General features: G+C 45.8%; 24 protein-coding genes. 13 read left to right on the forward strand and 11 right to left on the reverse strand.

Annotated features, from left to right (window positions below; translation table 11 throughout):
• The first annotated feature begins 152 nt into the window (after positions 1-152).
• Positions 153-926: a GLPGLI family protein gene (locus CLV42_RS33785; protein ID WP_170117353.1), complete on the forward strand. Its 774-nt coding sequence runs from the start codon at positions 153-155 to the stop codon at positions 924-926.
• Positions 927-972: 46 nt separating this feature from the next.
• Positions 973-3,846, forward strand: coding sequence for a TonB-dependent receptor (locus CLV42_RS01180; protein ID WP_106600074.1), 2,874 nt, complete (start codon positions 973-975; stop codon positions 3,844-3,846).
• A 192-nt stretch (positions 3,847-4,038) separates the two neighbouring features.
• Here the strand turns inward: CLV42_RS01180 and CLV42_RS01185 are convergent, their stop codons facing one another.
• Positions 4,039-4,356: a hypothetical protein gene (locus CLV42_RS01185; RefSeq protein ID WP_106600075.1), complete on the reverse strand. Its 318-nt coding sequence runs from the start codon at positions 4,354-4,356 to the stop codon at positions 4,039-4,041.
• A gap of 308 nt (positions 4,357-4,664) precedes the next feature.
• Between CLV42_RS01185 and CLV42_RS01190 the strand changes: the two genes are divergently transcribed.
• Positions 4,665-5,558, forward strand: coding sequence for a hydroxypyruvate isomerase family protein (locus CLV42_RS01190; protein WP_106600076.1), 894 nt, complete (start codon positions 4,665-4,667; stop codon positions 5,556-5,558).
• Here CLV42_RS01190 and CLV42_RS01195 read toward each other — a convergent pair.
• From CLV42_RS01195 to mqnC, 3 genes are all read right to left on the reverse strand, one after another.
• On the reverse strand, positions 5,555-6,097 hold the full coding sequence (locus CLV42_RS01195; protein ID WP_106600077.1) for a GNAT family N-acetyltransferase: 543 nt from the start codon (positions 6,095-6,097) through the stop codon (positions 5,555-5,557). The genes CLV42_RS01190 and CLV42_RS01195 overlap by 4 nt on opposite strands.
• 48 nt (positions 6,098-6,145) lie before the next feature.
• Positions 6,146-6,784 (reverse strand): hypothetical protein, encoded by a 639-nt coding sequence (locus CLV42_RS01200; RefSeq protein WP_106600078.1) that lies wholly within the window; start codon positions 6,782-6,784, stop codon positions 6,146-6,148.
• A gap of 234 nt (positions 6,785-7,018) precedes the next feature.
• Positions 7,019-8,143, reverse strand: a complete 1,125-nt coding sequence (gene mqnC, locus CLV42_RS01205; RefSeq protein ID WP_106600079.1) for a cyclic dehypoxanthinyl futalosine synthase — start codon at positions 8,141-8,143, stop codon at positions 7,019-7,021.
• A gap of 79 nt (positions 8,144-8,222) precedes the next feature.
• Here mqnC and CLV42_RS01210 point away from each other — a divergent pair, with 79 nt between their 5' ends.
• The 5 genes from CLV42_RS01210 (at position 8,223) to CLV42_RS01230 (ending at position 13,617) form a co-directional block, all read left to right on the forward strand.
• Positions 8,223-9,437, forward strand: coding sequence for an aspartyl protease family protein (locus CLV42_RS01210; RefSeq protein WP_245901396.1), 1,215 nt, complete (start codon positions 8,223-8,225; stop codon positions 9,435-9,437).
• An 83-nt stretch (positions 9,438-9,520) separates the two neighbouring features.
• Complete coding sequence (locus CLV42_RS01215; protein WP_106600080.1) at positions 9,521-10,453, forward strand: aspartyl protease family protein; 933 nt, start codon at positions 9,521-9,523, stop codon at positions 10,451-10,453.
• Between the two features lie 58 nt (positions 10,454-10,511).
• Positions 10,512-11,747 carry a M16 family metallopeptidase gene (locus CLV42_RS01220; RefSeq protein WP_106600081.1) on the forward strand — a complete coding sequence of 412 codons (1,236 nt, stop codon included), beginning with the start codon at positions 10,512-10,514 and terminating at the stop codon, positions 11,745-11,747.
• 59 nt (positions 11,748-11,806) lie between these two features.
• The gene (locus CLV42_RS01225) at positions 11,807-13,090 is read left to right on the forward strand and encodes a M16 family metallopeptidase (protein WP_106600082.1); all 1,284 of its coding nucleotides are present in this window, start codon (positions 11,807-11,809) and stop codon (positions 13,088-13,090) included.
• Positions 13,091-13,206: 116 nt separating this feature from the next.
• Complete coding sequence (locus tag CLV42_RS01230) at positions 13,207-13,617, forward strand: lysozyme inhibitor LprI family protein (protein ID WP_106600083.1); 411 nt, start codon at positions 13,207-13,209, stop codon at positions 13,615-13,617.
• Positions 13,618-13,695: 78 nt separating this feature from the next.
• Here CLV42_RS01230 and CLV42_RS01235 read toward each other — a convergent pair whose 3' ends face one another.
• From CLV42_RS01235 to CLV42_RS01245, 3 genes are all read right to left on the reverse strand, one after another.
• On the reverse strand, positions 13,696-14,586 hold the full coding sequence (locus tag CLV42_RS01235; protein WP_106600084.1) for a YitT family protein: 891 nt from the start codon (positions 14,584-14,586) through the stop codon (positions 13,696-13,698).
• Between the two features lie 16 nt (positions 14,587-14,602).
• On the reverse strand, positions 14,603-15,748 hold the full coding sequence (locus tag CLV42_RS01240; protein WP_106600085.1) for a formimidoylglutamase: 1,146 nt from the start codon (positions 15,746-15,748) through the stop codon (positions 14,603-14,605).
• A gap of 149 nt (positions 15,749-15,897) precedes the next feature.
• On the reverse strand, positions 15,898-16,146 hold the full coding sequence (locus tag CLV42_RS01245; RefSeq protein ID WP_089829456.1) for a hypothetical protein: 249 nt from the start codon (positions 16,144-16,146) through the stop codon (positions 15,898-15,900).
• Positions 16,147-16,530: 384 nt separating this feature from the next.
• On the opposite strand from CLV42_RS01245, the gene CLV42_RS01250 reads away from it, so the two are divergent.
• Positions 16,531-17,628 (forward strand): glycosyltransferase, encoded by a 1,098-nt coding sequence (locus CLV42_RS01250; RefSeq protein ID WP_106600086.1) that lies wholly within the window; start codon positions 16,531-16,533, stop codon positions 17,626-17,628.
• Here CLV42_RS01250 and CLV42_RS01255 read toward each other — a convergent pair whose 3' ends face one another.
• Entirely contained in the window at positions 17,629-17,985 is a 357-nt protein-coding gene (locus CLV42_RS01255) for an arsenate reductase family protein (protein WP_106600087.1), read from the reverse strand.
• Between the two features lie 144 nt (positions 17,986-18,129).
• Between CLV42_RS01255 and polA the strand changes: the two genes are divergently transcribed.
• The 3 genes from polA (at position 18,130) to CLV42_RS01270 (ending at position 23,011) form a co-directional block, all read left to right on the forward strand.
• On the forward strand, positions 18,130-20,952 hold the full coding sequence (gene polA, locus CLV42_RS01260) for a DNA polymerase I (RefSeq protein ID WP_106600088.1): 2,823 nt from the start codon (positions 18,130-18,132) through the stop codon (positions 20,950-20,952).
• A gap of 227 nt (positions 20,953-21,179) precedes the next feature.
• Positions 21,180-21,716 carry a GNAT family N-acetyltransferase gene (locus tag CLV42_RS01265; RefSeq protein WP_106600089.1) on the forward strand — a complete coding sequence of 179 codons (537 nt, stop codon included), beginning with the start codon at positions 21,180-21,182 and terminating at the stop codon, positions 21,714-21,716.
• 152 nt (positions 21,717-21,868) lie between these two features.
• Positions 21,869-23,011, forward strand: a complete 1,143-nt coding sequence (locus tag CLV42_RS01270; protein WP_106600090.1) for a C1 family peptidase — start codon at positions 21,869-21,871, stop codon at positions 23,009-23,011.
• Positions 23,012-23,923: 912 nt separating this feature from the next.
• Here CLV42_RS01270 and CLV42_RS34120 read toward each other — a convergent pair.
• Positions 23,924-24,271, reverse strand: a complete 348-nt coding sequence (locus tag CLV42_RS34120; RefSeq protein ID WP_106600091.1) for a hypothetical protein — start codon at positions 24,269-24,271, stop codon at positions 23,924-23,926.
• Positions 24,272-24,282: 11 nt separating this feature from the next.
• On the reverse strand, positions 24,283-24,900 hold the full coding sequence (locus CLV42_RS01280) for an L-threonylcarbamoyladenylate synthase (protein WP_106600092.1): 618 nt from the start codon (positions 24,898-24,900) through the stop codon (positions 24,283-24,285).
• A 111-nt stretch (positions 24,901-25,011) separates the two neighbouring features.
• On the opposite strand from CLV42_RS01280, the gene mtgA reads away from it, so the two are divergent.
• Positions 25,012-25,725: a monofunctional biosynthetic peptidoglycan transglycosylase gene (mtgA, locus tag CLV42_RS01285; protein WP_106600093.1), complete on the forward strand. Its 714-nt coding sequence runs from the start codon at positions 25,012-25,014 to the stop codon at positions 25,723-25,725.
• A gap of 2 nt (positions 25,726-25,727) precedes the next feature.
• On the opposite strand, the gene CLV42_RS01290 is transcribed toward mtgA, so the two are convergent.
• The gene (locus CLV42_RS01290; protein WP_106600094.1) at positions 25,728-26,258 is read right to left on the reverse strand and encodes an AAA family ATPase; all 531 of its coding nucleotides are present in this window, start codon (positions 26,256-26,258) and stop codon (positions 25,728-25,730) included.
• Positions 26,259-26,264: the final 6 nt, after the last annotated feature.

Below are 26,264 nucleotides of genomic sequence, written 5' to 3' on the forward strand. Positions count from 1 at the left end.
AGTACGCTCCCGTTAAGGGGGTATGTTGCAAAGCTATTGGTTCCTTACATACCCGCTCCATGCCCTTAACAGTAATTAACAGTAAATAAAGCTATTTAACCAACAAATGAAAGGCGAATAATGACTTTTGTATCAGAAAAAAATCAGAGCATATGAAGAACTTATCAAAAACACTTCTTGGCGTCGCATTGGTTACCTTCACTGGCATGACGGCCATGGCGCAGGATAAGAATACCGGTGTGATCGACTATGAAATAAATGCAAAGATGCCTCAACGTGGCGGTGCAGAAGGAGATGGGGAAGAGCAGGTTATTACCTTCAATCAGCATTTCTACTTTACGGGCGGTAAAGGCAAGCTGGAGACAGACCGTCCTGATTTCGGTGGTCGTGGCTTTGGCGGTGGACGTCCTGATGGCGGCGCACCAGGTGGCAATGGCGGTGGTGGTGGACGTGGCGGCCGTTTCGGTGGGATGCGTGGCGCCTTTGGCGGGGGGTATGTAGACCTTTCCGGAAAGAAATACCTGCAGACATTCTCAAAGCCGGAAGACAGCACGAAGACTTACTACGCAGAAGAGGACTATACGCCTGCCAAAGATGCTAAACTGAGCGATAAGACGAAGAAGATCGCCGGTTACAACTGTAAAAAAGCAACTGTCACCGTACGTAACGAAGAGTATACGGTATGGTACACCCAGGACCTGCCTTTCAGCTACAGTCCTATCAATGGCCTGCTGCCTGATGGTAATGGCGTGGTACTCTCTGCAGAAGGGAGCAGACGTTCCTTTACAGCAACTAAAGTAGACTTCAAACCAGTGACAACAAATGTTTCATTACCGGCCAATGCGGAAAAAGTAACTGATGATCAGTTGCGCGACATGCGCCGTGAAGCGATGCAGAAATTCCGTGAGCGGCAAAACGGGAATTAAATAAGATACTAATTTGCATCGTTTCCTCCTTACCAATTCCCTTTTCATGAAAAGATTTACCCTTGTTGCTACAATACTGTTCCTGTTTGCGCTTTCCACACAAGCGCAGCAGGGGCAGATAAAAGGATCATTGACCGACTCATCTGCTACACATCCTTTACCGGATGCAACCGTTGCCCTGCTGAATGGCAGGGATTCTTCCCTGGCGGCTACCGCCTTTACTGATAAAAAAGGGTCCTTCTCTTTCACTGGTATAGCCTTGGGCAACTACAGAGTGTACATCACTTTCCTGGGGTACCAGCCGGTTTTTAAAAGCGTCACGATCTCCGCCGCCCAGCCAGTATTGGATATGGGCACCATACACCTCAAAGGTAAAGGCCTCTTGTTGAATGAGGTGGAGATCATCCAGGAAGTACCACCCATCGTGGTAAAAACGGATACGCTGGAATTCAACGCGGGTTCCTTTAAGACAAGGGAAAATGCCGTAGTGGAAGATCTGCTGAAAAAGCTACCGGGAGTATCAGTTGATAAAGACGGCGTGATCACGGCACAAGGGGAAACCGTAAAAAGGGTATTGGTAGATGGTAAACCTTTCTTCAGTGATGATCCTAAACTGGCCACCAAGAACCTGCCGGCAGATATCATCGATAAGATCCAGCTGATAGACCGTAAATCTGACCAGGCACAGTTCACCGGCATAGACGATGGCAATACAGAAAAGGCGATCAACATCACGATTAAAAAAGATAAGAAAAAAGGCTTCTTCGGAAGAGCTTCTGCAGGTTATGGGGATAATGACCGCTTCGCTGTCAATGCAAGCCTGAACAGCTTCCGCGACACCAAGCAGTTATCCTTCCTGGGAAGTGGCAATAATGTGAATAATCTTGGTTATACCTTCAACGACGTCTTCAACTTCAACGGTAATACCGGTGGCGGCGGGGGAGGAGGTGGTGGTGGCCGCGCCGGCGGAGGCGGCCGCGGTGCGGCACAATCCACCATCAGTAGTCTTGGCGGGAACAATACCACGGGCATCACCCGTAACTGGAACGCGGGGTTTAACTACAACCAGGACTTCGGCTCAAAGCTTAAAATCAACGGCAGCTATTTTATCAACGATACGCGGACAGAAACAAACAGGCGTAGTAATAAGCAAACCTTTCTGACCGACACCACTTACTATTACAATCAGCAGTCTGGTTCCCTTACCAACAATGATAATCACCGGCTGAACATGCGGGTTGAATACCAGATAGATTCTATGCATTCATTGATTGTTACTCCCAGTTTCAGTTATTCTGATGGCACTACCAACACCCTGAATACATATCAATCCCTGGATGAGCACAAAGTACAAACGATAGATGGGGAATCGCGGAACAGCAGTCATGCTACTTCTCCCAACTTCTCCACTACTGCGTTGTTCAGAAAGAAATTCCATAAGATCGGCCGTAGCCTCAGCGCCAATTTCAGCTTTGGCTATAATACGACCGACAGACAGAATTTCTTCAAAACAGCAGACACGCACCTGGAAACAGCGGCGACCGATTCTTTCAGCACCGGGTATGACAGGATGACCAATGCGAATAATATGGGCCGCAATATGGGTGTAAGACTGACTTATACCGAGCCGCTCATGAAAGACCGCTTCCTGGAATTATCTTATGCATGGAATAATAACTATAGCGATTCCAGGAACCTTACTTACGACATCGACGGTGCAAGTGGCAAGTATGATAAACTGAATGACAGTCTGAGTAACATATTCGAGAATACATTTACAACACAACAAGCAGGCCTGGACATCCGTACGCAGAAATTAAAGTATGACTATACGTTTGGATTGAATGTACAGTTCAGCAGTCTGCTGAATGACAACGTGAGCAGGAAAACACAAATTGACCAGCACACCGTCAATTTCTATCCTTCTGCGTCATTCAACTATAATTTCCAGAGAGGAAAAAGGCTCCGTTTTCGTTACAACGGTAGTACTTCACAACCAACAGTTACACAGTTACAACCACTACCAGACCTGACCAGTTCATTGTATGTGCAACAGGGTAATCCTGATTTGAAACCATCCTTTTCACATAGCATCAACATGGGCTACAACGTATTTAACAACAGTACGTTCCGTGGTTTCTTTACTAATGTGAATGCCAATTTTACCACCAATAAAATTGTGAATGCAAACCGTGTAGATACTTCAGGCAAGCAGTTTACAAAACCGTTCAACTCCAATGGTGCATACAATCTTAATGCGTTTGCAGTTAATACCATTCCCCTCAAAAAGTTGAAGACTTCGATAAATATCAATACCAATCTGAACTACAGCCGGGATGTAAGTTTTACAGGCACACAAAAAGACTTTTCAAAGATCCTGAAAAACTATACCAGGAACTTTGGTATCACACAGGGGCTTGGCTTCAACTACACTTACAAGGAGCTGTTTGATTTTTCTGCCAACGCCAGTGTAAACTACAGTGGTGCACGGTATGATATCCAGCCAAGCAATAACACAGACTATTTCAACTACGCGTTTTCATTTGATTATAATGTCAACCTGCCTGTTGGTTTTATCATCGGAAGTGATATTACCTATACGCTGAATGCGGGCAGGGCAGAAGGTTACAACGTTGATGTAACGATGCTGAATGCGTTTATTTCGAAGAGTTTGTTCAAAAATAAAAAAGGATTGATAAAGCTGTCTGGCTATGATCTGTTGCATCAGAATGTAAGCGTGGGGCGTAATACCGGAGAGAACTATATTGAAGACGTGACGAACATGGTATTGCAACGGTATTTTATGATCAGCTTCACTTATTTCATCAACAAATTTGCGGGTAGTAACAACAATAATGGAGATCGTCGCAGGATGGGCCCTCCGGGCATGCGGATGGGAGGATTTCCAAGAGGTGGTTGATATGATAGTTGATAATGCAAAAAGGTCTCACGATATGTGAGACCTTTTTTATTTGGTAAATGTAAAATGACTCCTAAGTTGATAAATCCTTGAAAGGTTGAAAGGATAACAAAGGTGGAGACGTACTTCCTCCTTCATGCCTCCAGCTTTGAAACCTTACAACCTTAGTATTTTTTGCTGTTGCTTATGGCACTATAGCCCGGCTACTTTGTAACTGCGTACTTTCTGAGCCGTCTTACGTTCCCTGATACTCTGTGTCACTCGTCTCACTACCCAGCTCAGTGTAAATGTTGGGATAAAATCCAGACCAGGAAATAGTTCTTCCATGAAGTTGAAAACACTTCCGAAAGCGCCCAGACTACTGCCAAACATCCTGTAGAATATAATAGCAGAAATGGGGGCCCAGATCACATCACTTACTTCTCCTAAAACCGGCACGGCATAACTTGCACATCCAATCAGGTCCATCAAAATACAAGTCCATAATGCAGGGGTAAATCTTCTTTCCATGCAGACCTCCGCTTTAAATGTTATCTATGTATAATCAAATAGCTTACCAATTTCAATTACGGTTGAGCGGTATGGGAATTACGATGCGGTGCTGTGGCGTTTCTTTCAAATAAATGTCTGTAATACAGTCTCTTAAAAAATGCTGATTTACTGGTCTGAATAGTCGTAATTCTATCAATCAAAACATAATTGGCATCTAAATATTAGAACGTTTTGGCGCTACATAAAGTTACGAACTATTTAAGGTAACAGCTGTACGCAAATTTTAAATTGCGTAGTTTCACGGTCAACAGTAAACACATACCAACATGCTTAACCAAAATTCCCGCCGCGATATGATCAAGAAAGCCGCTGCTATGGCATTTGCGTCTACTTCACTGGCCTCACTTTCCACCCGTGTGATGGCGCACGAGGGGACCATGGATGAAAAACTGAAGGGGCAGATCAATCACTCCGTTTGCGCCTGGTGCTACAATGACATTCCACTGGAAGAGCTTTGCAAGGCTGCCAACAGGATCGGCCTGCAGTCGATAGACCTCCTGGATCCGAAGGATTTTGCGACTGCCAAAAAATATGACCTTACCTGCGCCATGGTGGCATCTATCAATAAAGACTGGAATATCGGCCGCGGCTGGAACAGGGAAGCCCATCACGATCAGCTCGTTACCTACTACGAGCACCTGATAGATGAGACATCAAAAGCCGGTTTCACAAACCTGATCTGCTTTTCCGGCAACAGGGAAGGACTGGACGACCAAGCTGGTATTGAGAACTGCGCCAAAGGACTGAAGCGTATTATGAGCTACGCAGAAAAGAAGAAAGTGACCATCGTGATGGAATTGCTGAATAGTAAAGTGAACCATCCAGATTACCAGTGCGATCATACAAACTGGGGGGTAGAACTATGTAAAGCCATTGGCTCAGAGCGTTTTAAACTCCTCTACGATATTTACCATATGCAGATCATGGAAGGGGACGTAATCGCGACCATTCGTAAAAATCATCCATATTTCGCGCATTATCACACAGGTGGTGTGCCGGGCAGAAATGAGATTGATGAGACGCAGGAGCTGTATTATCCCGCTATTATGAAGGCTATTCACGAAACAGGTTTCAAAGGATTTGTGGCGCAGGAATTTGTGCCCAAACGTGCTGATAAGCTGGCGTCTCTGAAACAGGGCGTGGAGATCTGCGATATTTAATGTTTCCAATCCTGCCGCAGGATCCCCATCACTACTGTGTCTGCATACTGACCATGTAGTTTGGCGCTGTGGCGGAGAATACCCTCTTTGGCAAAGCCCAGGCGGATGGGGATCTGGGCACTTTCCACGTTCTGCAGCGCAAAACGCACTTCTAACTTATTCAGTTTCAACGTCTGAAACGCAAAGGTGATCAATGCCTTACAGGCATTTACGGCAATACCTTTACCGCGGAATTGTTCCCCCAACCAGTACCCAATCTCCGCGCAATCCAGTTGATGGTCCCAGCAATGCAGGTCTATTACCCCACACAGCTGCTGCTCGTACCAGATGCCAAATGCAATAGCTTCCTGGTCTTCTGCCTTCCTCAGCATCATTTCTATAAAACGTAGTGTATGTTCCTCATTGGTGTTGTAATCTACCCAGGGTAGGAACCGGCGCAGGCTCCTGCGGGAAGTATCCAGTTGGTTAAAGAGGGTCGGCGCATTCTCAGGCTGTAATTGCCTGAGGGTAATCATTTCATTAACAGGTAATTCCAGCATAAAAAGAAGAGGTTTGGCGAATTGCCAAACCTCAAAAATAACAAAATCTTAGTTCTTTGCTATCAGCTGCTGCTTCTGCATATCCCTGACGATCTGCTTTGCAAACAGATAGGCTTGCCTATATGCCGTTGGGGGATCTACAGAATCTGTCTGCGCATTATAGATCAGTTTCTTTTCCTTCAGATCATACAGGTTGGTTTCCCACTGATATTTCGTTTTCACCTGGTAATAACCCGGATTGTACATACTTCCATACCATCCTCTGTAATAAGGCCAGAAACCGCCGTAGTAAGGATACCCGTATCCATATGGACCATAGTTAGGTACATATGATCTTTCGCGGGACTTATCTACCATAGCGACTGTCATCACCTGGTCTACATCGCTGTTCCGGAATTTCTTTAATGCAGCCTTTTCATCCCCCTTAGCCAATTCATCATCCGGGCCGTAGGTAGCATAAGCAGAGATCGCGTTGTAGCCTTCTTTCTTCAGTTCGGAAACCAGGTTATTTTCCATCAGTATACGCAGATTACGTTCTTTCGCAGGCACCAGCGCTATCACCATGATCTTATTTTCCTGCTGTAACCGGGCTTCCGGCGTTTTCCAGGACGAAGTCAGTTTAGTGCTGGTACAGGCTGTCACCGACAACAGCCCAACGGCCAATAAAAATAATCCTAACTTTTTCATATTTCCTCCTTTTAACTACCTGTTAGACGGCAACAGGAGGGAAGAGTTACATGATAGGAATAAATTAACATTTCTTTGATTCTCAGGTAAGTAGAAAAATTCCAGTAGCTGGAATTTTTCTCCGGATTCTGGAATTTTTCCACCTCTTCATCCCGGATTACGGAACTGTCTGAATAAAAAATAAGGCCCGGAAATCATGAGATCTCCGGGCCTTATTTATATCGTTCTGTCAGATTAGTAATTGATGACCTGTTCCTGGATTCCTGCCGGAATCTCGCGGAACTCATATAGCTGGGTACGCAGCTGTGGTTCAAATCCTGCTTCTTTGATTGCCTCCTGCATGGAGCGGTAGGTAAAGCGGTGGGGAGCACCGGCAGCACTTACCACGTTTTCCTCGATCATGATAGAGCCAAAATCATTTGCCCCAGCATGCAGACAGATTTGTGCCACCTGTTTACCTACAGTCAGCCAGGAAGCCTGGATGTTCTTGATATTTGGCAGCATGATGCGGCTCATCGCAATCATACGGATATACTCTTCTGAAGTGGTCATATTGTGAACGCCACGAATGCGGGATAACAGGGTATCTACATCCTGGAAGGTCCATGGAATGAACGCAGTGAACCCGTAGTGACCTTCAGGTTTTTCACTCTGTACCTGGCGGATATCGGCAAAGTGCTGGAAACGTTCCATCAATGTTTCAACGTGACCAAACATCATGGTAGCTGAGGATGGAATATTCAGCTTATGGGCAGCTCTCATTACATCCAGCCATTCCTGCGCACCACATTTACCTTTGGAGATCAGCCTGCGCACACGGTCATTCAGTATTTCCGCACCTGCGCCAGGCAAACTGGCCATACCAGCTTCCTTCAGGGCTGTCAGCACTTCAATGTGCGTACTCTTTTCCAGTTTGGTGATATGTGCTACTTCGGGGGGCCCGAGTGCATGCAGCTTAACGGTAGGGTATAACTGTTTCAGCTGTTTAAAGGTATCTACATAGAATTTCAGCCCCAGTTCCGGATGGTGACCTCCCTGCAGGAGCAGCTGGTCTCCACCGAACTTCAGCGTTTCTTCTATTTTCTTTTTGTATTCGTCGATGGTGGTGATGTAGGCTTCCGCGTGACCGGGTATCCTGTAGAAATTGCAGAACTTACAGTTAGCCGTACACACGTTGGTTGTGTTCACGTTACGGTCTATCTGCCAGGTCACCTTTCCATGTGGCACCTGTTGCTTACGCAGCTCGTTCGCAATGTCCATCAGTTCTGCAAGTGGAGCCTTCTCAAATAGATAAATCCCTTCTTCCGGTGTAAGCCACTCGAAGTTTAATGCTTTCCTGTATAGATCTTTCAGTTCCATGATGGACAAAGGTAGGAATAATGTTAAATTTATAGCATCGTTATTCTGTTATGATAACTGTATGCAAAAATCTACGCTGTTGAAGCACTGTTGGCTCGTATTAATTGCCATTACTTGTTCATTCCACGTTGCCTCTGCGCAAACGCTACCTATCACTGCCAGTCCCCGGAAACCAGGGGAGCTGATCACCCGTTTCCCGTTCAAACAGTTCTATGGAGGCGTCGTTGTGATACGCGCCTGCCTGGCGGGCATTCCTGATACCCTGCAGTTCATCCTGGATACCGGCAGCGCCGGCATTTCGCTTGATACGAATACCTGTGTGCAGCTGGGCATTCCACTTACACCGACCGACAGGATCGTACGGGGGGTAGGAGGGTCCAAAACAGTCGCTTTTGCCATGCACAGAACGCTGTTATTACCTGGTTTACAGGTAGATAGCCTCGACTTCCATGTCAACGACTACGAGTTGATCAGCCAGGTGTATGGATTGCAGGTAGACGGCATTATCGGCTTTAGCCTGTTGAGTAAGTTCATCGTAACGGTGGATTACGACGAAGAAACAATCTCCATTTATGAAAAAGGACCGTTTACCTACCCGAAAGGAGGTCACCTGATGCGCCCTTCACTGACCCTGATCCCTATTATCAATGCCTTTCTCAAGAACGGGAAAGCGCAGCATTACAACCGTTATTATTTTGATACCGGTGCCGGCATGTGCCTCCTGCTCTCCCAGCAGTTTGTAAAAGACAGCGCCATCCTCTCTTCCCGGAAAAGGCAACGCAAAGTGATACAGACGGAAGCGCAGGGACTGGGCGGAAAAATGACGATGGACATCACGACCATACAGGAGTTTAAGCTGGGCAACTACGCATTCAGAAACGTGCCTGTCTACCTCTTTGACGATGTTACCAATGTCACGGCTTACCCATTTCTCGGCGGCATGGTGGGCAACGATCTGTTACGCAGGTTCAACCTCATACTGAATTATGGTAAAAAGGAGATCTATATGATCCCTAACTCCCATTATAAAGATCCCTTTGACTATTCCTACACAGGCTTGATCATTTACCTGATAGATGGCAGGATTGAGATCACTGATATCATCAAAGGTTCTCCCGCTGAAAAAGCGGGTCTGCAAAAAGGAGATGTCATCATTGCTGTCAACAATACCTTCTCCGGCAATATTCAGCTGTATCGCGAGATGCTCAAAAATGTGGGGACGCGCCCATCATTGCTGATAATGCGTAATAAAGAACTGATGGTAAAAAAAATCCAGATCAAAAGCATATTATAACTGTCTGAAATAATACATTGCATAATCCTCCGTTAGAGTCAGAACGGGGGTACCTCCATTCAGCGAGACTTTATAAGGAGACAATGTTTATCGTGAGACAGTATCTTTTTGCCATACTTATTTGCCTGCCGGCTTTTCTTCGCGCGCAGGATGCCGCCAGCCAGAAGGCGGTTGCCACGCTGCCCTATCGCCTGTATGACAGGTATATGGTCATCAGTACCACCCTTTCCGGTACAACGCCATCCGGCCTGCCGCCAGACAGCCTCCATTTCATCTTTGATACCGGGGCAGAAGTCACCACCCTGAGTCAACACACTGCCGACCACCTGGGATTAGAAACCAAAGATAACGGCGGCTTAAGTGGCACAGATGCGGTGGTGGTGCGGGTAAAGACGGCTACACTCAATGTATTATACCTCGACAAAACCAGGTTGCCCTTCGTGAAGGTGTTCATCGAACAGCTAAATGAGTTTCAGGACCTGAATATTAAAATAGACGGCATTATTGGTGTGGACCTGCTGAAATCTTTCATCGTGAAGATTGATTATGAGAAACAGGTATTACAGCTGTTCCGGTCAAATAAAACACCGGCCAATACGCCCGGCCAGCGTCTGCCGTTGAGCCTGAATTTTAACACTCCTGTGATAGAAGGCACCATAAATCTTCCTGACGGTCAATCAATTAGCAGCCGTTTTCACTTCATTTCCGGAGGGGAATACGGCATTCTGTTCAACTTTCCATTCGTGGAAAAACATAAGCTGAATACCCGATTACCCGTGCTGAGTACAGATATTGTCAAGGATCTTTACAAAGAATTAACTTATACGAATACCAGTCTGCCAAGCCTTGATCTGGGTCCGATACACCTCGATCTTGTAGCAGCCAGCTACTGCAAAGACGTGAATGATGCCGGCTCTCTCAATGAAATGGCTGGTTCTATCGGGTTTATGGTCTGGAGACAATTCCGTAGTATTACTATCAATTATAGCGGGCGCGAGCTATTTCTGGAAAAATAAGACACAATCTATTCTCACATTCTTTTATTTAACTTGCAACTCTCATAAACAGGGAAATATGATTCATTACAATAAATTCACCTTAGCCAACGGATTGCGCGTTATCGTGCATGAAGACCATACCACTCCTATGGCAGTGGTAAACGTGATGTACGATGTAGGCGCGCGCGACGAAGATCCCAGTAAGACCGGTTTTGCCCACCTGTTCGAACACCTGATGTTTGGAGGTTCTGTCAATATTCCGGAATACGACGAGCCGTTACAGATGGCCGGCGGCGAAAACAATGCTTTCACCACGAGTGACCTCACCAACTATTATATTCAATTACCTGCAGAAAATATAGAAACCGCCTTCTGGCTGGAAAGTGACCGTATGCTGTCTCTCGCTTTCAGTGAAAAGAGCCTGGACGTACAGCGTAAGGTAGTTTGTGAGGAGTTTAAGGAACACTACATCAATAAGCCATATGGTGATGTATGGCACAAAATGAGAGACCTGGCTTATGCCGTACATCCCTACAAATGGATGACCATTGGCAAGGAACTTTCCCATATTGAAAATGCACGCCTGGAAGATGTGAAGGATTTCTTCTTCAAATACTACCGGCCGGCCAACGCCATCCTGGTGGTAGGTGGGCATGTTACTACCGCCCAGGTGAAGTTACTAGCTGAAAAATGGTTCGGCGACATTCCTGGAGGACAGCGTATACAGCGTAATCTACCGATAGAACCACCACAAACTGCCGCTCATAAACTGGAAGTAAAATCCAATGTGCCGCTGGATGCATTGTATAAATGCTACCATATGCCCGGACGCACAACGAAAGAATATTACGCCACAGACCTGATCTCTGACATCCTGGGAGGTGGCGCTTCTTCCCGTTTGAACCAGGTGCTGGTAAAAGAGAAAAAACTGTTCAGCAATATTGATTGTTATCATTTCGGGACACTGGACGCCGGCCTCCTGACCATCGAAGGAAAACTCGTGAAGGGTGTGAAAATGAAAGACGCTGAAAAAGCCATCCAGGAAGAAATAGATAAAATACAGCAGACCGCTATTCCTGAGAGAGAATTGCAGAAGGTGAAAAACAGGGTAGAAAGCATGCTGGCCTTTGAGGATATGGGGCTGCTTAACCGTGCAAACAACCTGGCATTCTATGAGCTGATCGGTGATGCGGCAATGATGAATGAAGAATTCAGCCATTATGAAGCGGTAACTTCAGCTGATATGCATCACGAAGCGCAACATCTGTTTGACGAGAAAAATTCCAATACGATTTACTATTACGCTGGATAACGCTGTTCGTTTGAATTATTGATAGCACTTCCTTTGTAAATAAATATGCTTTAAGATTGATGATAAACCGGAAAATTGCCCCTGAGATAAAAGATGCTACCGAGTTCGATATCACACTGAAACCTTACGAAAAGGTTACACTGGACAATGGCATCCCTGTATATATCATAAAGTCTGATGAACAGGATACATTACAGCTGGAACTGGTCTTTCCTGGTGGTAGCTGGTATGAAACAGAGAACCTGGTAGCTTCGGCCACCAACTTTCTCATGAAGAACGGCAGCGGCAAACACACTGCTCTTCAAATCAATGAAAATATCGACTATTACGGCGCTTACCTGAATCGTAACAGTCATCATGAATATGCCACATATACCCTGCACTGCCTCACCAAACACTTTGAGGCATTGGTACCGGTATTGCAAGAGGTGATCCAGGACCCGGCCTTCCCTGAAGAAGAACTGGCCATCTTCCGGCAGAATATGAAACAACGCCTGGCGGTAAACCTCCAGAAATGCGACTTCGTTGCCAACCGGCATATTGACAAATACCTGTTCGGAGAGTTTCACCCATACGGAAGAGTGAGTAGCATGGACGCCTATGATGCATTGCAGACACCCACACTCCAGGCCTTCTACAAACAACATTATACTTACAACAACTGTAAGATCTTTGTAGCAGGCCACCTTCCCGCCAACCTCATTGAATTGCTCAATCAGGCATTTGGTAAGGAGAAATGGAATGGAGAATCTTCGATCATCCGGCCGGAAATACCGGTAATAACTGCGGAAGAGAAGAAGTTCCGCATCTTCAACGATGAAAATGGCGTACAGGGCGCTATACGTGTAGCACGTCCGTTCCCGAACCGCTACCACCCGGACTTCCCTAAAATGCTGGTGCTCAATACCATCCTGGGTGGATACTTTGGCTCCCGCCTGATGAGTAACATCCGCGAAGAAAAAGGATATACCTACGGTATTCATTCCCAGCTTTATAATTTCCGCCAGACCAGTGCTCTCAATATTCAGACGGAAGCAGGCAGAGATGTATGTGAAGCGACGATTGAAGAGATCTATAAAGAACTGCATACGCTGCAAAAAGAGGCTGTTCCTGAAGACGAATTGCACCTGGTGCGTAACTTCATGATCGGTTCCATCCTGGGAGACCTCGACGGCGCATTTGAAGTGATTCAGCGTTGGAAGAACCTGATCCTGAACGGACTGGATGAGAATTACTTCTATAACAACATCAAGGTTATTAAAACAATTACTTCCGAAGAGCTCCAGGAACTGGCACAGGAATACCTGACTCCTGAAGACTTCTACGAGCTGGTTGTGATCTGATACCGTTTAAAAAAAGAGATAAAAAGAAAGGGTTCTGCAATCAGAACCCTTTCTTTTTATCTCTGATGTCACATATCATTATTTTACTATATTTGCGCTCCTAATTGTTCAATCCTATGAAACGTTTTATCCTATGCTTGCCATTGTGCATATGCATGAATGTTTTCGCACAAACCAGTAAATCTGCTGTTGACTCTCTCGAAAAGCGTTACCAGCAATGCCTGGCAGAAGGTAAGAGCCAATATAACTGTGCCCTTCAGTATTACACCCAAATGGACAGTTTACTGAATACCGTATATCGCCAGCTATACGATAACCTGGACAACAACCGCCGTACTACGTTACAGCTCTCCCAGAATCAGTGGGAAGAAAAGAAACAAACATATTTTAAGGATATTGATCTCCGTGTTGAAAAAAAGCGTACACAAACCCTGGCTGGTCTTGATGATGATATGATCGTGACAGACAATAAAGCCGCTTTCCTGAAAACACGGGTAATCGAATTATTGGCAAGCAAACATTCCTGATAAAAATGAAGGAATGATATACAATAAGGCAACATACTTTTAGTGTGTTGCCGACGTATATCTTTGATGTGGTGAGGATTAGTGATGTGTAACCCGGCGTTTGATCATACCGCCTTTGGTGTCGTTGATGTTGTGTTGTACAATGAATGCCTTATCATCTATCTTTTCTATCTCATCGATGATCTTGTGCACTTCCAGACGGGTAACCACCGTGTAAATGATATCAATATCCCTGTCTACTGCACCCCGTTTGCCAAATCCACTTTGTCCCTTGAATACGGTTACTCCCTTCTTCAATGACAGCGTAAGCGCTTTTCTTATCAGTTCACTTTCATTGGAGATTATCGTCAATGCGATATATTCTTCAAAACCCTGTATGACAAAATCAACTGTTTTGGAAGCAGAAAGATAGGTGAGCATTGCATACAGCGCGGTTTCTATATTGATCAGCACTGCTGCAACACTGAAGATCACAATGTTGAAATACATGATCACTTCGCCCATGGACAGTACTGTTTTCCGGTTGATATAGAGTGCCAGTACTTCCGTTCCATCCAGTACAGCGCCTCCTCTTACAGACAGCCCGATACCTCCTCCGAGGAACAATCCGCCAAAGACAGCGATCAACAATTTATCGCTGGTAATAGTGGGCACCTCAATGAATACCAGTGCGGCTGCCAGTCCGAGGATAGCGCATAGCGCCTTTACTGTAAAATTGAAAGACAATTGCTTGTATGCCAGCAGGATAAAAGGAATATTGATTACGATCAGCAACACGGAAATAGACCAACCTGTGAGCCGGTTAACGAGCAGGGATATACCGGTAACGCCACCATCCAGGAAACCGTTTGGCAACAAAAAGCCCTTCAGCCCTACAGCTGCCAATAAAACACCAGCAATAATCAGCACTATATCCTGAACATTCTGGATAAAGCCAATACGGGCGCGCGTCTTCCTTGTTAGTGACATATACTGGTATATAAGCTTACAATCTCTCCTGATGTCTCAGCCACCTTTCGGGAATCTCGTTATTGCTGGCTGTTACGTAATCATTGTACGTACAGGGCACGAAGTCTTTTCCTTTACCAGGCAACTGCATCCACCAGCGACCTGTTTTTTTGCTCTTAAGGAATACGGTATCGATATCCCCACAAACAATATTGAACTCGTAGAAGGCATCCCTCTCATTCAGCAACGCTTCCTTGTTCTTTACAGAACAGCCATCCACAAAATACCACAACATTTGCGCAATCTGTCTGGCGGTCAGGAATTCTTTATCTTTTTCAGGACGGTAGCCATAGATGCCATACGTACTGAGCCGTCCGCTCATACCGGCATAGCGGGAGAGGGCACAGGCTTCATCGCCACCCAACCCGTTAGGAGAGAGGGTATTGGCAGGTGCGTCGTTATGTTTGATGATATTGATATCAAGGCTCAGCATATCTGTATTCCTCAACACAGGTTCGATCTCTTCCAGGTTCTCTCTCACCTTACCCAGGCGGTAGCAATCGAAACGCAGTTTATCCAGCGTTTCCAGCATACGAGGGTGTACGAAATAACTCTGGAATGCCAGGTGGTTGTAATGACGTATGTAGTTGGGCTGCTCTGTCAGCATGTCCATCAGGAAACTATCTGCCGGGATAGGCGATTCTTCCTTCAGGTCTATCAAAGCATCTGCAACAGTCACTTCAATCACATATTTCTGTGTGGCGTAGGCTCTGTATTGTGCATAAGTAAGATCGTGCGATCCTCCCAGGATGATAATGGTCTTATTGGAGTTGATCAGTTCTGCGAGCACGGTTCTCAGGGCGGCATAAGTATCTGCCAGGGAAACACCTTTACGCAGGTTACCCATATCGGCGATCTTTACATCTTTGTGCCAGTAAAATAAACTGTAGAATTCCCTTCTTACGATGTCGGCCGCATCAGGGCCTTTCTTGCCGGGGCCGTAACCACGGTCTTCATTCACTCCGAGCAGGATAATATCTGCGATATCGAGATTAGGTGCATATCCTTCTTCATACAGATCTACGATACCCCCGATCTGGAACTCATCGTATTCCTGATCATCATTCAGACTTGCTTTCGAAATGGGGAGGAGGTAATCATGCAGGAGCGTAAAGTCTGCCATCACAACTGTTTTGTTTGCCGGCAAACCTACGAATCAATTACGAAATATGTTGTTTTGGGAAGAGATGAATTACGGATTAATATTTCTTTTATGCATCAGAGAGCCGCATGATCAATGGCTGGTCATGAATAAGCTGCGAAGCTGTGCCTTTAGTTCTTATGAACGATAAATTCGAATGCTTTATGCTCCTTTCTGGAAAATGCCCTTTGCAGTACAGATCTCTTGCTGGTAACACGGTTTTTGTTGCAATCAGCAACTTCCATAACATTACATAGGTACTCCATGGTCTCTACCATTGTAAGCATATCGCTAATCTGCTTTACTGCATACTGGATCTGTTGTTCGCTATACCGATCTTCATGCAGTAAGATCAATAAATCCCTCTCAACCTGTTTCATTTGAATAGTTTGACTGTTCCCTTAAATTTTAAGGAGTTTTCATATAGGAGTAAGCGGCTTGGCGTGTATTTAACAACTGGATGTTTTAAGTGATGTTTATCCTTCTTTCTTTCGGGAACTCAACGGCTAAAAAAACGGTATGTTGACTAGTGCATCCGTTTTTTATTCATGGTAGGGCACCCACAATCGTTCTTCTTCAATATCTTACAACCCTGACTCATAATGCTTAGGCTACTGCACACTAATAGAATAGTCAGCCATTTTCTTGTTATCATACTCTTAAGTTCTGTTCGCTTTTTGTTGATGCCCGTCTGTACGAGAGTTTACCTTTTCTTAACAGTGCGCATTTCTAAATTAAGCTAATTTCGTAAAAATTTCAAATATTTGTCCACAATTTCTACGCGCAAAACCATTCTCATAGTCCCGTTAGATTGGGGATTAGGACATGCTACCCGCGACATCCCGCTTATCCATGAATTATTAAACGCTGGCTGCAAGGTAGTTATTGCAGCCGAGGGCAAACATGCTTCACTTTTACAGCAGGAATTTCCGGAACTTACCCTGTTGCCGCTGCCTGGCTACCGCATTCAGTATACACAGAAGGGCTGGCTGTTTGGCTGGAAGATCATTCAGCAGATTCCCAAGATTCTGAATGCCATCAAATATGAGCAGGAATGGCTGCAGAAAATAGTGAAAGAGCACCTGATTGACGCCGTTATCTCCGACAACCGCTTCGGCCTTTACCATAGTACGATCCCAACCGTTTTCATCTCTCACCAGTTGCTGATCAAAACGCCGTTTGGTGGTATTGCCGAAAAGTGGCTGCAATGGCTGAATTATCGCTATATACGCCGGTACAGTGCCTGCTGGATCCCCGATTATGCGGATGCCAATAACCTCTCCGGGATACTGGCACACCCTTCCGTATTGCCTCCAAATACGACTTATCTGGGATGCCTCAGCCGCTTTGAAGACCGTCCAAACATCCCTCAACAGTATGATTTGCTGGTACTTATATCCGGTCCGGAACCGCAGCGTTCTAACCTGGAAAAAATAGTGCTGGAGCAGATCAGAGCCCTGCCTCTCCGGGCACTGATTGTGAGCGGCAAACCCGGCACACCGGAAATGCAACAGATCACGCCACGGGTACAGCAGGTGAACCACATGAACGCCAAAGACCTCAACGAAGCCATGCTGGCATCCAAAATGGTACTGAGCCGCTCCGGTTATACCACCCTGATGGACCTGGTGAAACTGAATAAAAAAGCGATCCTGATCCCTACTCCCGGACAGTCAGAGCAGGAATACCTGGGCAGGTTCCTTATGAAAAAAGGGTATTTCTATAATATACCTCAGCATGCTTTCAATCTGAAGGAAGCACTGGAGGCTGCAGAGAAATTTGAGTTCAAATCATTTGAACACGAACAGGATATGGAGCAGTATAAGGGCGTAGTGAAGAAGTTTGTAGAGAGCCTGGGGTAATTACTTACCCGCAGCTGCCTGCAATCCTTCCACTGTCTTTTTATCGCTACCGACGAAGATCTGCTTTCCTATGATCGCTACCGGTCTTTTCAGAAAGGTATACTCCTCAAGGATCAGGTCGCGGTAATCTTTTTCTGTGAGCTCCTTTTCGTGCAAACCCATTGGACGGTACTTCTGCGACCGGCGACTGAACAGCGCCTCATAGCTTCCCGCCAGTTTGTGCATTTCATCGATTTGTGCCGGTGTGATCTTTTCCGCCTTAATGTCCTGCAGTACAAATCCGTTCTCTTTAGCGTTGATTTCTTCCAGGATGCGTTTGCAGGTACTGCAGGTAGATAAATGATATATTTTCTTCATGTCGTTCCTCTTTCAACGCAAATATCTGCCGGCAAAAGGAACTTCCAAAATATCATACGTTCATTTCAAAAAAGCGATCTTATCCAGGGGAGATAATCTGCATTTGTTGATACGTAATTCATCATTCATAATTACTTTTGGCGGATGCAAAAGAAATTGTTCTTACTGGATGCAATGGCACTGATCTATCGTGCCTACTATGCATTGATCAGAAATCCACGCCTCACCAGCACAGGCAGGAATACCAACGCACAGTTTGGGTTTACCTCTACCTTGCTGGACCTTATCAATAAAGAAAAGCCTACTCATATAGCAGTGGCTTTCGACACGCACGCACCTACCGAAAGGCATTCCACTTTTGTCGACTATAAGGCGAACCGTATGGATGCTCCTGAAGACATCCTGGATTCCCTCGACGATATAAAACGTATCATCACCGGCTTCAATATCCCTGTTGTAGAACTGGACGGCTATGAAGCAGACGACGTGATCGGTACCCTCGCCTGGCAGGCGGCAGACGCCGGATTCAGCGTCTACATGGTCACACCCGATAAAGACTACGGACAGCTGGTAAGAGAGAACGTATTCATTTACAAACCTCCTTACATGGGTAATAAAGAGGAGATCATGGGGCCTAAAGAGGTCTGTGAAAAATGGCAGATTACCGATGTACACCAGGTAATAGATATCCTCGGACTGATGGGGGATGCGGTGGATAACATCCCCGGCATTCCCGGCGTAGGAGAAAAGACCGCCATGAAACTGCTTTCTCAGTATGGCTCTGTAGAAGGCGTGATCGAAAATGCGGATAAGATCGGCGGTAAGATGGCAGAAAAGATCAAGGCTGGTGCAGAAAGCGCTATCCTCTCCAAACAGCTGGCCACTATTATCACCAATGTACCGGTTAACTTCCATGAGGAAGAATTCTGCATCACCGCTCCCAATAAAGAGCAACTGGCGGAAATCTTCACGGAACTGGAATTTAAAACTCTCGGCAAACGTATACTCGGAGACGGTTTTGCTACAGCTGCTGCGCTAGAACCGGCCTCTCCTCCCAAAGCCCAGCTGGACCTGTTTGGCAATGAGATCCAGGGCGCGGCACCACCGCCCACAGACGAGCCGGAGGAAGCACCCGTAAGTGTGCTGATCGCCGAAAAGAATATCAACAATACACCACATAATTATCAACTGGCTGATACTCAGGAGAAAAGACAGGAACTGCTGGCGACCCTATTACAACAGCAGGAAATCTCCTTTGATACAGAAACCACCGGCACTGACGCCAACGCTGTTGAGCTGGTAGGCATGAGCTTCTCCATTAAAGCAGGAGAGGGCTGGTATATCCCGGTACCGGCAGATAAAGTCCTGGCCCAGGAAATAGTGGACAGTTTCCGTCCCCTGTTTGATACCACACATATCCTCTTCATCGGTCAGAACATCAAATACGATATGATCGTGCTGAAATGGTATGGTGTAGAAATCAAAGGCCCAGTTTTCGATACTATGCTGGCCCACTATCTCATAGAGCCGGAAGGTCGCCGTGGTATGGACCTCCTGAGTGCCCAATACCTGCAATACGAACCAGTGTCCATTGAGACCCTAATCGGTAAGAAAGGGAAAGGCCAGGGTAACATGCGGGATGTGGAGATCGAAAAGATTAAGGACTATGCTGCAGAAGATGCCGATATCACCCTTCAGCTGAAAGAGAAATTCGCGCCATTACTGCCACTGAAGGCTGTAGAAAAGGTGTTTTATGAAGTAGAGAATCCGCTGGTGAAAGTATTGACCGATATGGAATACGAGGGTATATCCCTTGATATACAGGCACTTGCTGACTACTCGCGCGAACTCGAAAAAGAGATCAAACGTGCAGAAGAAAGTGTATACACACAGGCAGGCGTCCGCTTCAACCTGGCATCACCCAAGCAACTGGGAGAAGTGCTGTTTGAAAAACTGATGCTCGACCCAAAAGCCAAAAAGACCAGAACGGGTCAATATGCTACCGGTGAAGATGTGCTGGCGAAACTTTCCAATAAACACCAGATCGTGGAAGACATCCTGGTGTTCCGTGAACTGAGCAAGCTGAAATCCACTTATGTGGATGCACTTCCCCTGATGCTGAACAAGCGTACCAACCGCGTACACACCTCCTACAACCAGGCGGTGGCAGTAACCGGGCGTCTCAGCTCCAACAATCCGAACCTGCAGAACATTCCTATACGTACCGACAGAGGACGAGAAGTACGTAAGGCGTTTGTAGCCCGGAATGAGGAACATGTATTGCTGTCGGCCGACTACTCACAGATCGAACTGCGCATTATTGCCGCTATCAGCGAGGATGTACATATGATCGAGGCTTTCCGGGGTGGACTGGACATTCACGCCGCCACCGCAGCAAAAGTATATGGTGTGGAGCTGGCAGAGGTAACGCCAGATATGCGTCGCAATGCCAAGAGCGTGAACTTCGGTATCATCTATGGTGTAAGTGCCTTCGGTCTGTCTGAAAACCTCGGCATTGCCAGAAGCGAGGCTAAAACCCTGATAGATAACTACTTTACACAGTATCCGTCTATTAAACAATATATGGACAAGCAGATAAAATCCGCACAACTCAATGGTTATGTGGAAACAATGCTGGGGCGTAAACGTTGGCTGAAGGATATCAACTCTTCCAATGCGGTAGTAAGAGGATATGCAGAACGAAATGCCATCAACATGCCGATACAGGGTACTGCCGCTGACATGATCAAGCTGGCCATGATCTCCATCCATAAGAAACTGAAACAGGAGAATCTCCGTTCCCGCATGATCCTACAGGTACATGATGAGTTGGTCTTCGATGTACACAAAGACGAGATAGACCTCATCAAACCCCTGATAGAGGAAGGTATGCGTAATGCATTACCGTTGTCAGTTCCTGTTGACGTTGAAATAGGTACTGGCCGTAACTGGCTGGAGGCGCATTAACGCTAAAAAAATCTTAAATCGTTAAAAACCAGGGACTAATACGCATACCTTGCGTATTGGTCCCTGGTTTTTTGATCATTTCCATTCCAGGTGCAACATCCTCCCGGGGTGCCATATTGAATCCCGCCCGTAACACCATTGCAGCTGCTATATTTCCTGCTGATAATTAGTAATATTCCTGCGTTCCCCCTATTGTGTTTTCCAAAATCCTTTACTAGATTTCGCCCATGATCCTGACACCTCGCCTTCAATTGTTACCATGTACCCTGCAGTATTTTGAAGCACTGTTACAGGGAGAAGAGGTATTGGGTGAACTGCTCAACATCCATATCCCCGAACCCTGGACAGAATTTCCAGAAGTGGTACTCGTAGCATACGACAAACTCCGAAATGACCCCAGCATGTTGGGCTGGTTCTTTTACCTGGTGATACACCAGGAAGACAAATGCCTTATGGGCGCCGGTGGCTTCAAAGGGCGTCCCGACCGGAACGGCACCGTAGAAATAGGGTATGAGATCTCCTCCCGCTATCGTGAGCAGGGATATGGTACAGAGCTAACCCAGGCACTGGTCCGCTTTGCATTTAACCACTCCTATGTGAACAAAGTGATCGCCCATACCGAAGAAGAATACAATGCAGCCGTGAAAGTACTGCAAAAATCAGGGATGCACTTTGTAGGAGAAGCCCCTGAACAACTATGGAAATGGGAGATATCCCGGGAGGAATATCTGGCCCTTCCGTTAAACAAGGACCTCACGCTCTAGCCCCTGGTTGCCACACCGCCGGAAGATGGTGCGTAACAATAAGTTGCAATCTATTGCAACTCCCATTCATCAATCTTTACCCATTAAGAGTGACTGTTTTAACTTAGATTCGGCCATTTATTTTTTAAATTTTTCTGAAAAACATCATTACAATGAAGAAATGGGCGCTATGCCTTGCCGCTTTCTGCACCACAGCGGCGATCGCACAAACAACCAATAAAGAAGGCAGTAACTATAAGTTCACTGTTATTAAGAACCTCGATGCAGGTGATGTAGAAAACCAAGGCAATACCGGTACATGCTGGTCCTTCTCAGGACTTTCTTTCTTCCAGGCCGAAGCGCTTCGCAATGGAAAAGGTAAGAATGTCAATCTCAGCGAGATGTATGTAGTAAGAAAAATGTATCCCCTGAAGGCATCCAACTATGTACGTATGCACGGTAAAGCCAATTTCGGTGAGGGCGGCGGCTTCCCCGACGACCTGCTCTGTCTTCGTGAATATGGTCTCGTACCTCAAAGTGTATACGATGGCAATCGTGTAAAAACTTACAATCATGCCGAAATGACATCCCTCCTGGATGGTATGGTGAAGAAGATCGGCGCTACCGAAGCTACCATCAACCCAAACTGGAGCAAAGCTTTTGATGGTGTATTGAACGCCTACATCGGAGATGCTCCTGAAAAATTCGAGTACAACGGTAAGAGCTATACTCCCAAAACTTTTGCGAAGGAACTGGGACTGGATGCAGATGATTATGTAATGATCACTTCTTTCACTCATCATCCTTATTATCAGCAATTTGTACTGGAAGTTCCGGACAACTGGAATTGGGATAAAATGTATAACGTTCCCCTGAACGACCTGACTGCCATCACAGAAAACGCTATCCAGAATGGCTATACGGTTGCCTGGGCTTCTGACGTAAGCGAAAAAGGTTTCAACTTTGCACAGGGTCTGGCTATCGTTCCTGACGTAGCGGGCCTCTCACAGGATCAATTGGCAAAAGCATTCACTGAACCAGTGAAAGAACTGACCATCACTCCGGAAGTACGTCAGCAGGCTTTTGATAATTTCGAAACACAGGATGATCACGGTATGCACATCGTGGGTATGGCAAAAGATCAGAACGGGAAAGTATTCTTCCGTGTGAAGAATTCCTGGGGAACAGCTAATCCTGGTAGCGGATATTTCTACGCATCTGAGCCATTCTTTGCTTATAAGACCACCAGCATCATGCTGAACAAAAAAGCAATTCCTGTGGATATTGCGAAGAAGTTAGGTATCAAACAATCATAATTATCTTTCTTTTTTATAGTGGCGGCTGTCTCGATTGGGGCAGCCGTTTTTATTTGCGTTTATATCGGGCCTTTTGAACGTTCCCTTTGGGGTTTAAGGCGGTGATTTATTGAGGTTGAGGATACTGCGACGGTTTCAGGCTGGGATCACTGGCTGAGTTCTTTGAAGCTTCTTGTCTATGCAGCTTCGGATGGTCGTATTGGGCAGTAGAATATATATTAAACCCCTGGTGGGGCGTATCAGCAGCTTCAAACAACTTAGGCCAGCGATTCCCACCTGAACCCGCGCTGCTTCGGATGCTCCAATTATAATGGAAGTTCTTTCTCTTCTAGTGGGATATGGAGATATGAAATGCTCTACTATCTATCAGCCACCGTCTAATCGGCACTGTTAATGAAAGCACTTTTGAAATAGGGTTACAAACTTACTTTATCCTAAAGTGATAGGCACGTCTCTTTATAAGAGGACGACCTGATTCCGGACGGGGTTCAGGTGGAGACTACTGGTCTAAGTTGTTTGAAGCTGCTGGTACGCTTGACAGGAGTTTAATAGACAACCCAATGCCCAATACGGCCTCCAAAGCTAAATAGATAAGAAGCTTCAAAGAGCTCAGCCAGTAGTCCCACCTGAAAACCCGTCGTATCCTCAACGCTTAAACACCAAAAGACATCATTGCCTAAGTCAAGTATCACCATTTCATACAGCACATTTCATCCTGTTTTGATACCCAACGCAGCCAATCAAAAAGCATCTTTATAAACAATAAAAGTCGGAGTATTTACACCTAAAAAAGAAGAGATTTCCAGCCTAAATATTTATTTGACAAAAGCAACCAAATTAATTGACAAAGTCATTTATAATAAACAAAACACAATACAGCAAATGGCTTATAAGCAATGAGCATAGCAAGTATCACTTGCCTTCGAGACGCTGCGCCTCCTGGTAACTCCCTAATCTCAACTTTACCGGTAACTGCGTTTGCTTCTCCCAATTCCACTCTTTTTTACAGAAAAAACCGAAATGTTGCTGATAGTAATCATTCGGTGCAAGCGGGGATTTTGTGGTAGCTATCCCCCTGTTTTCTGTAACCGGATATGAGGACAAATACACGGGCGCAGTTACCTCCTTCGGAGATGCTAACAAGAACTTACTTGACTTTGTCAAAGGATAAAGCGGAGCCACTATTATCTTGCGCTGCGCAGATATATGCGACAGGCAAGTAGTTAGGATCAAGCCCGCGATGGACAATACTTTCTTCATAATCAATGCATTTATGCTAAGGCCTCCCAGCTGCCAGCACCCTCCCTGATCAGTTCCGGCTCATCGCCTGTACAATCTACAACCGTAGAAAAGGTCAATCCTCCCAATCCACCATCCACTACGATATCCACAATCTTCCCAAACTTCTCATGAATGATCTCCGGATCCGTGTATTCCTCTACGTATTCATCCACGGGAAGAGAAGTGCTCATTACAGGATTGCCCAACTCTTTTACAATGGCTCTGCATATATTATTATCAGGCACACGGATACCGACAGTATCTTTTTTGGCCTTTAACATACGAGGCACTGCCCGGCTGGCCGGTAAGATGAAGGTGTATGGTCCCGGTAAGGCCTTTTTCAGCATGCGGAATGTGGGCGTATCCACACTCTTTGCATAATCTGACAAATGACTCAGGTCATAACAGATAAAAGAGAACTGTGCTTTGGCCGGGTTAATGTGTTTGATCTGGCAGATCCTTTCCACAGCCTTATGCTGACAGATATCGCAGCCCATACCATATACAGTATCGGTAGGATAGATGATCACACCGCCGTCTTTCAAACACTCTACAATTGTTTTTAAATGACGGGGGTTCGGATTGTCCGGATGTAAGGTTAAGAGCATATTACAAATTTACGAAACTACACGGTGAAGCCGTCCCAATTTCCAGGCCAACACGTTTTCCACATTAAATAATCTTACTATCTTTCCAACCAATTTGCAAAACAGATCTGGATGAATTTAAAAGGGATTGTTCCGAGAACCTGGAGAAGGCTGAAAAAGATTGCACTCATTCTATTCATTGCTCAATTCGTTTACATTATAATATTAAAGTGGGTCAATCCTCCGATCACCCTTACCATGATATCTTCCTGGTTTAGCCTTATCGGAACCGATAAACATTTCCATAAGACATGGGCCGACTATGATGAGATCTCTCAACATGCCAAGCTGGCAGTATTGGCCAGTGAGGATCAGCTGTTCCCTGATCACAATGGATTTGATTTTAAGTCCATCGAGAAGGCGATGAAACACAACCAGAAAAGTAAAAAGATCCGGGGAGCCAGCACGATCAGTCAGCAGGTAGCAAAAAATGTGTTTCTCTGGCAGGGACGTAGCTGGGTGCGGAAAGGACTGGAGGTCTATTTTACTTTTATGATCGAAAAGATCTGGGGTAAAGAGCGGATCCTGGAAATGTATCTGAATGTAGCGCAGACAGGGGATGGTATTTTCGGGATAGAAGCAGCGTCGCAACAATATTACCACAAAAGTGCCGCCAGCCTGAATCGTGAACAGGCCGCCATGATCGCTGCCTGCCTTCCAAATCCAATAAAATATACAGTAACTCCTCCGGCGCGTATTACCTCTTACCGTCAGCGGAAAATATTACAGCAGATGCGGTTCATTGCTCCGGATCCGGATATATCTGAACTGGTGAGCAGTAAATAATATCAGCTGTTCTTCGTTTTCAGCAGGTTATCCACAGCAGCTATTGCCAGCGACTTCCTTTCTTCAAAACCACCTCTGATCTCTATCCAGGGTACACCTGATCCGGCTATGAGGTTTTTATAGACATTGTAAAAATACTCCCGCATCACGGGATCGGGGTATTCCCGTTGCGGATCTTCCTCCCAGGGAATATCAATATAGGTTAACAGGTACAGATCATAGTGACGGTTTGCCACGTGCTCCAGTATCCTGGGATCACAGGTGCCGTACTTATGTTCACTCCATACCTTGATGACATGCAGGTCGGTATCGCAGATCAATACTTTGTTGGCCTGTTTCGCCAGATCATCTTCCAATGCCAGCTGACCTTCCGCTATCGTGAGCAGGTCGTGTTGTTCATAGGACCGGGGCAACTCCTCCAGGTATTGGCGCGCATACTCGGGCACCCATATCGTTTGATAATGTGCCGCCAGCTGTTCACTCAATGTACTCTTTCCGGTAGATTCCGGCCCTATAACAACTACTCTCAACATATAATA

Source organism: Chitinophaga ginsengisoli, assembly GCF_003014595.1.
GTDB lineage: Bacteria > Bacteroidota > Bacteroidia > Chitinophagales > Chitinophagaceae > Chitinophaga > Chitinophaga ginsengisoli.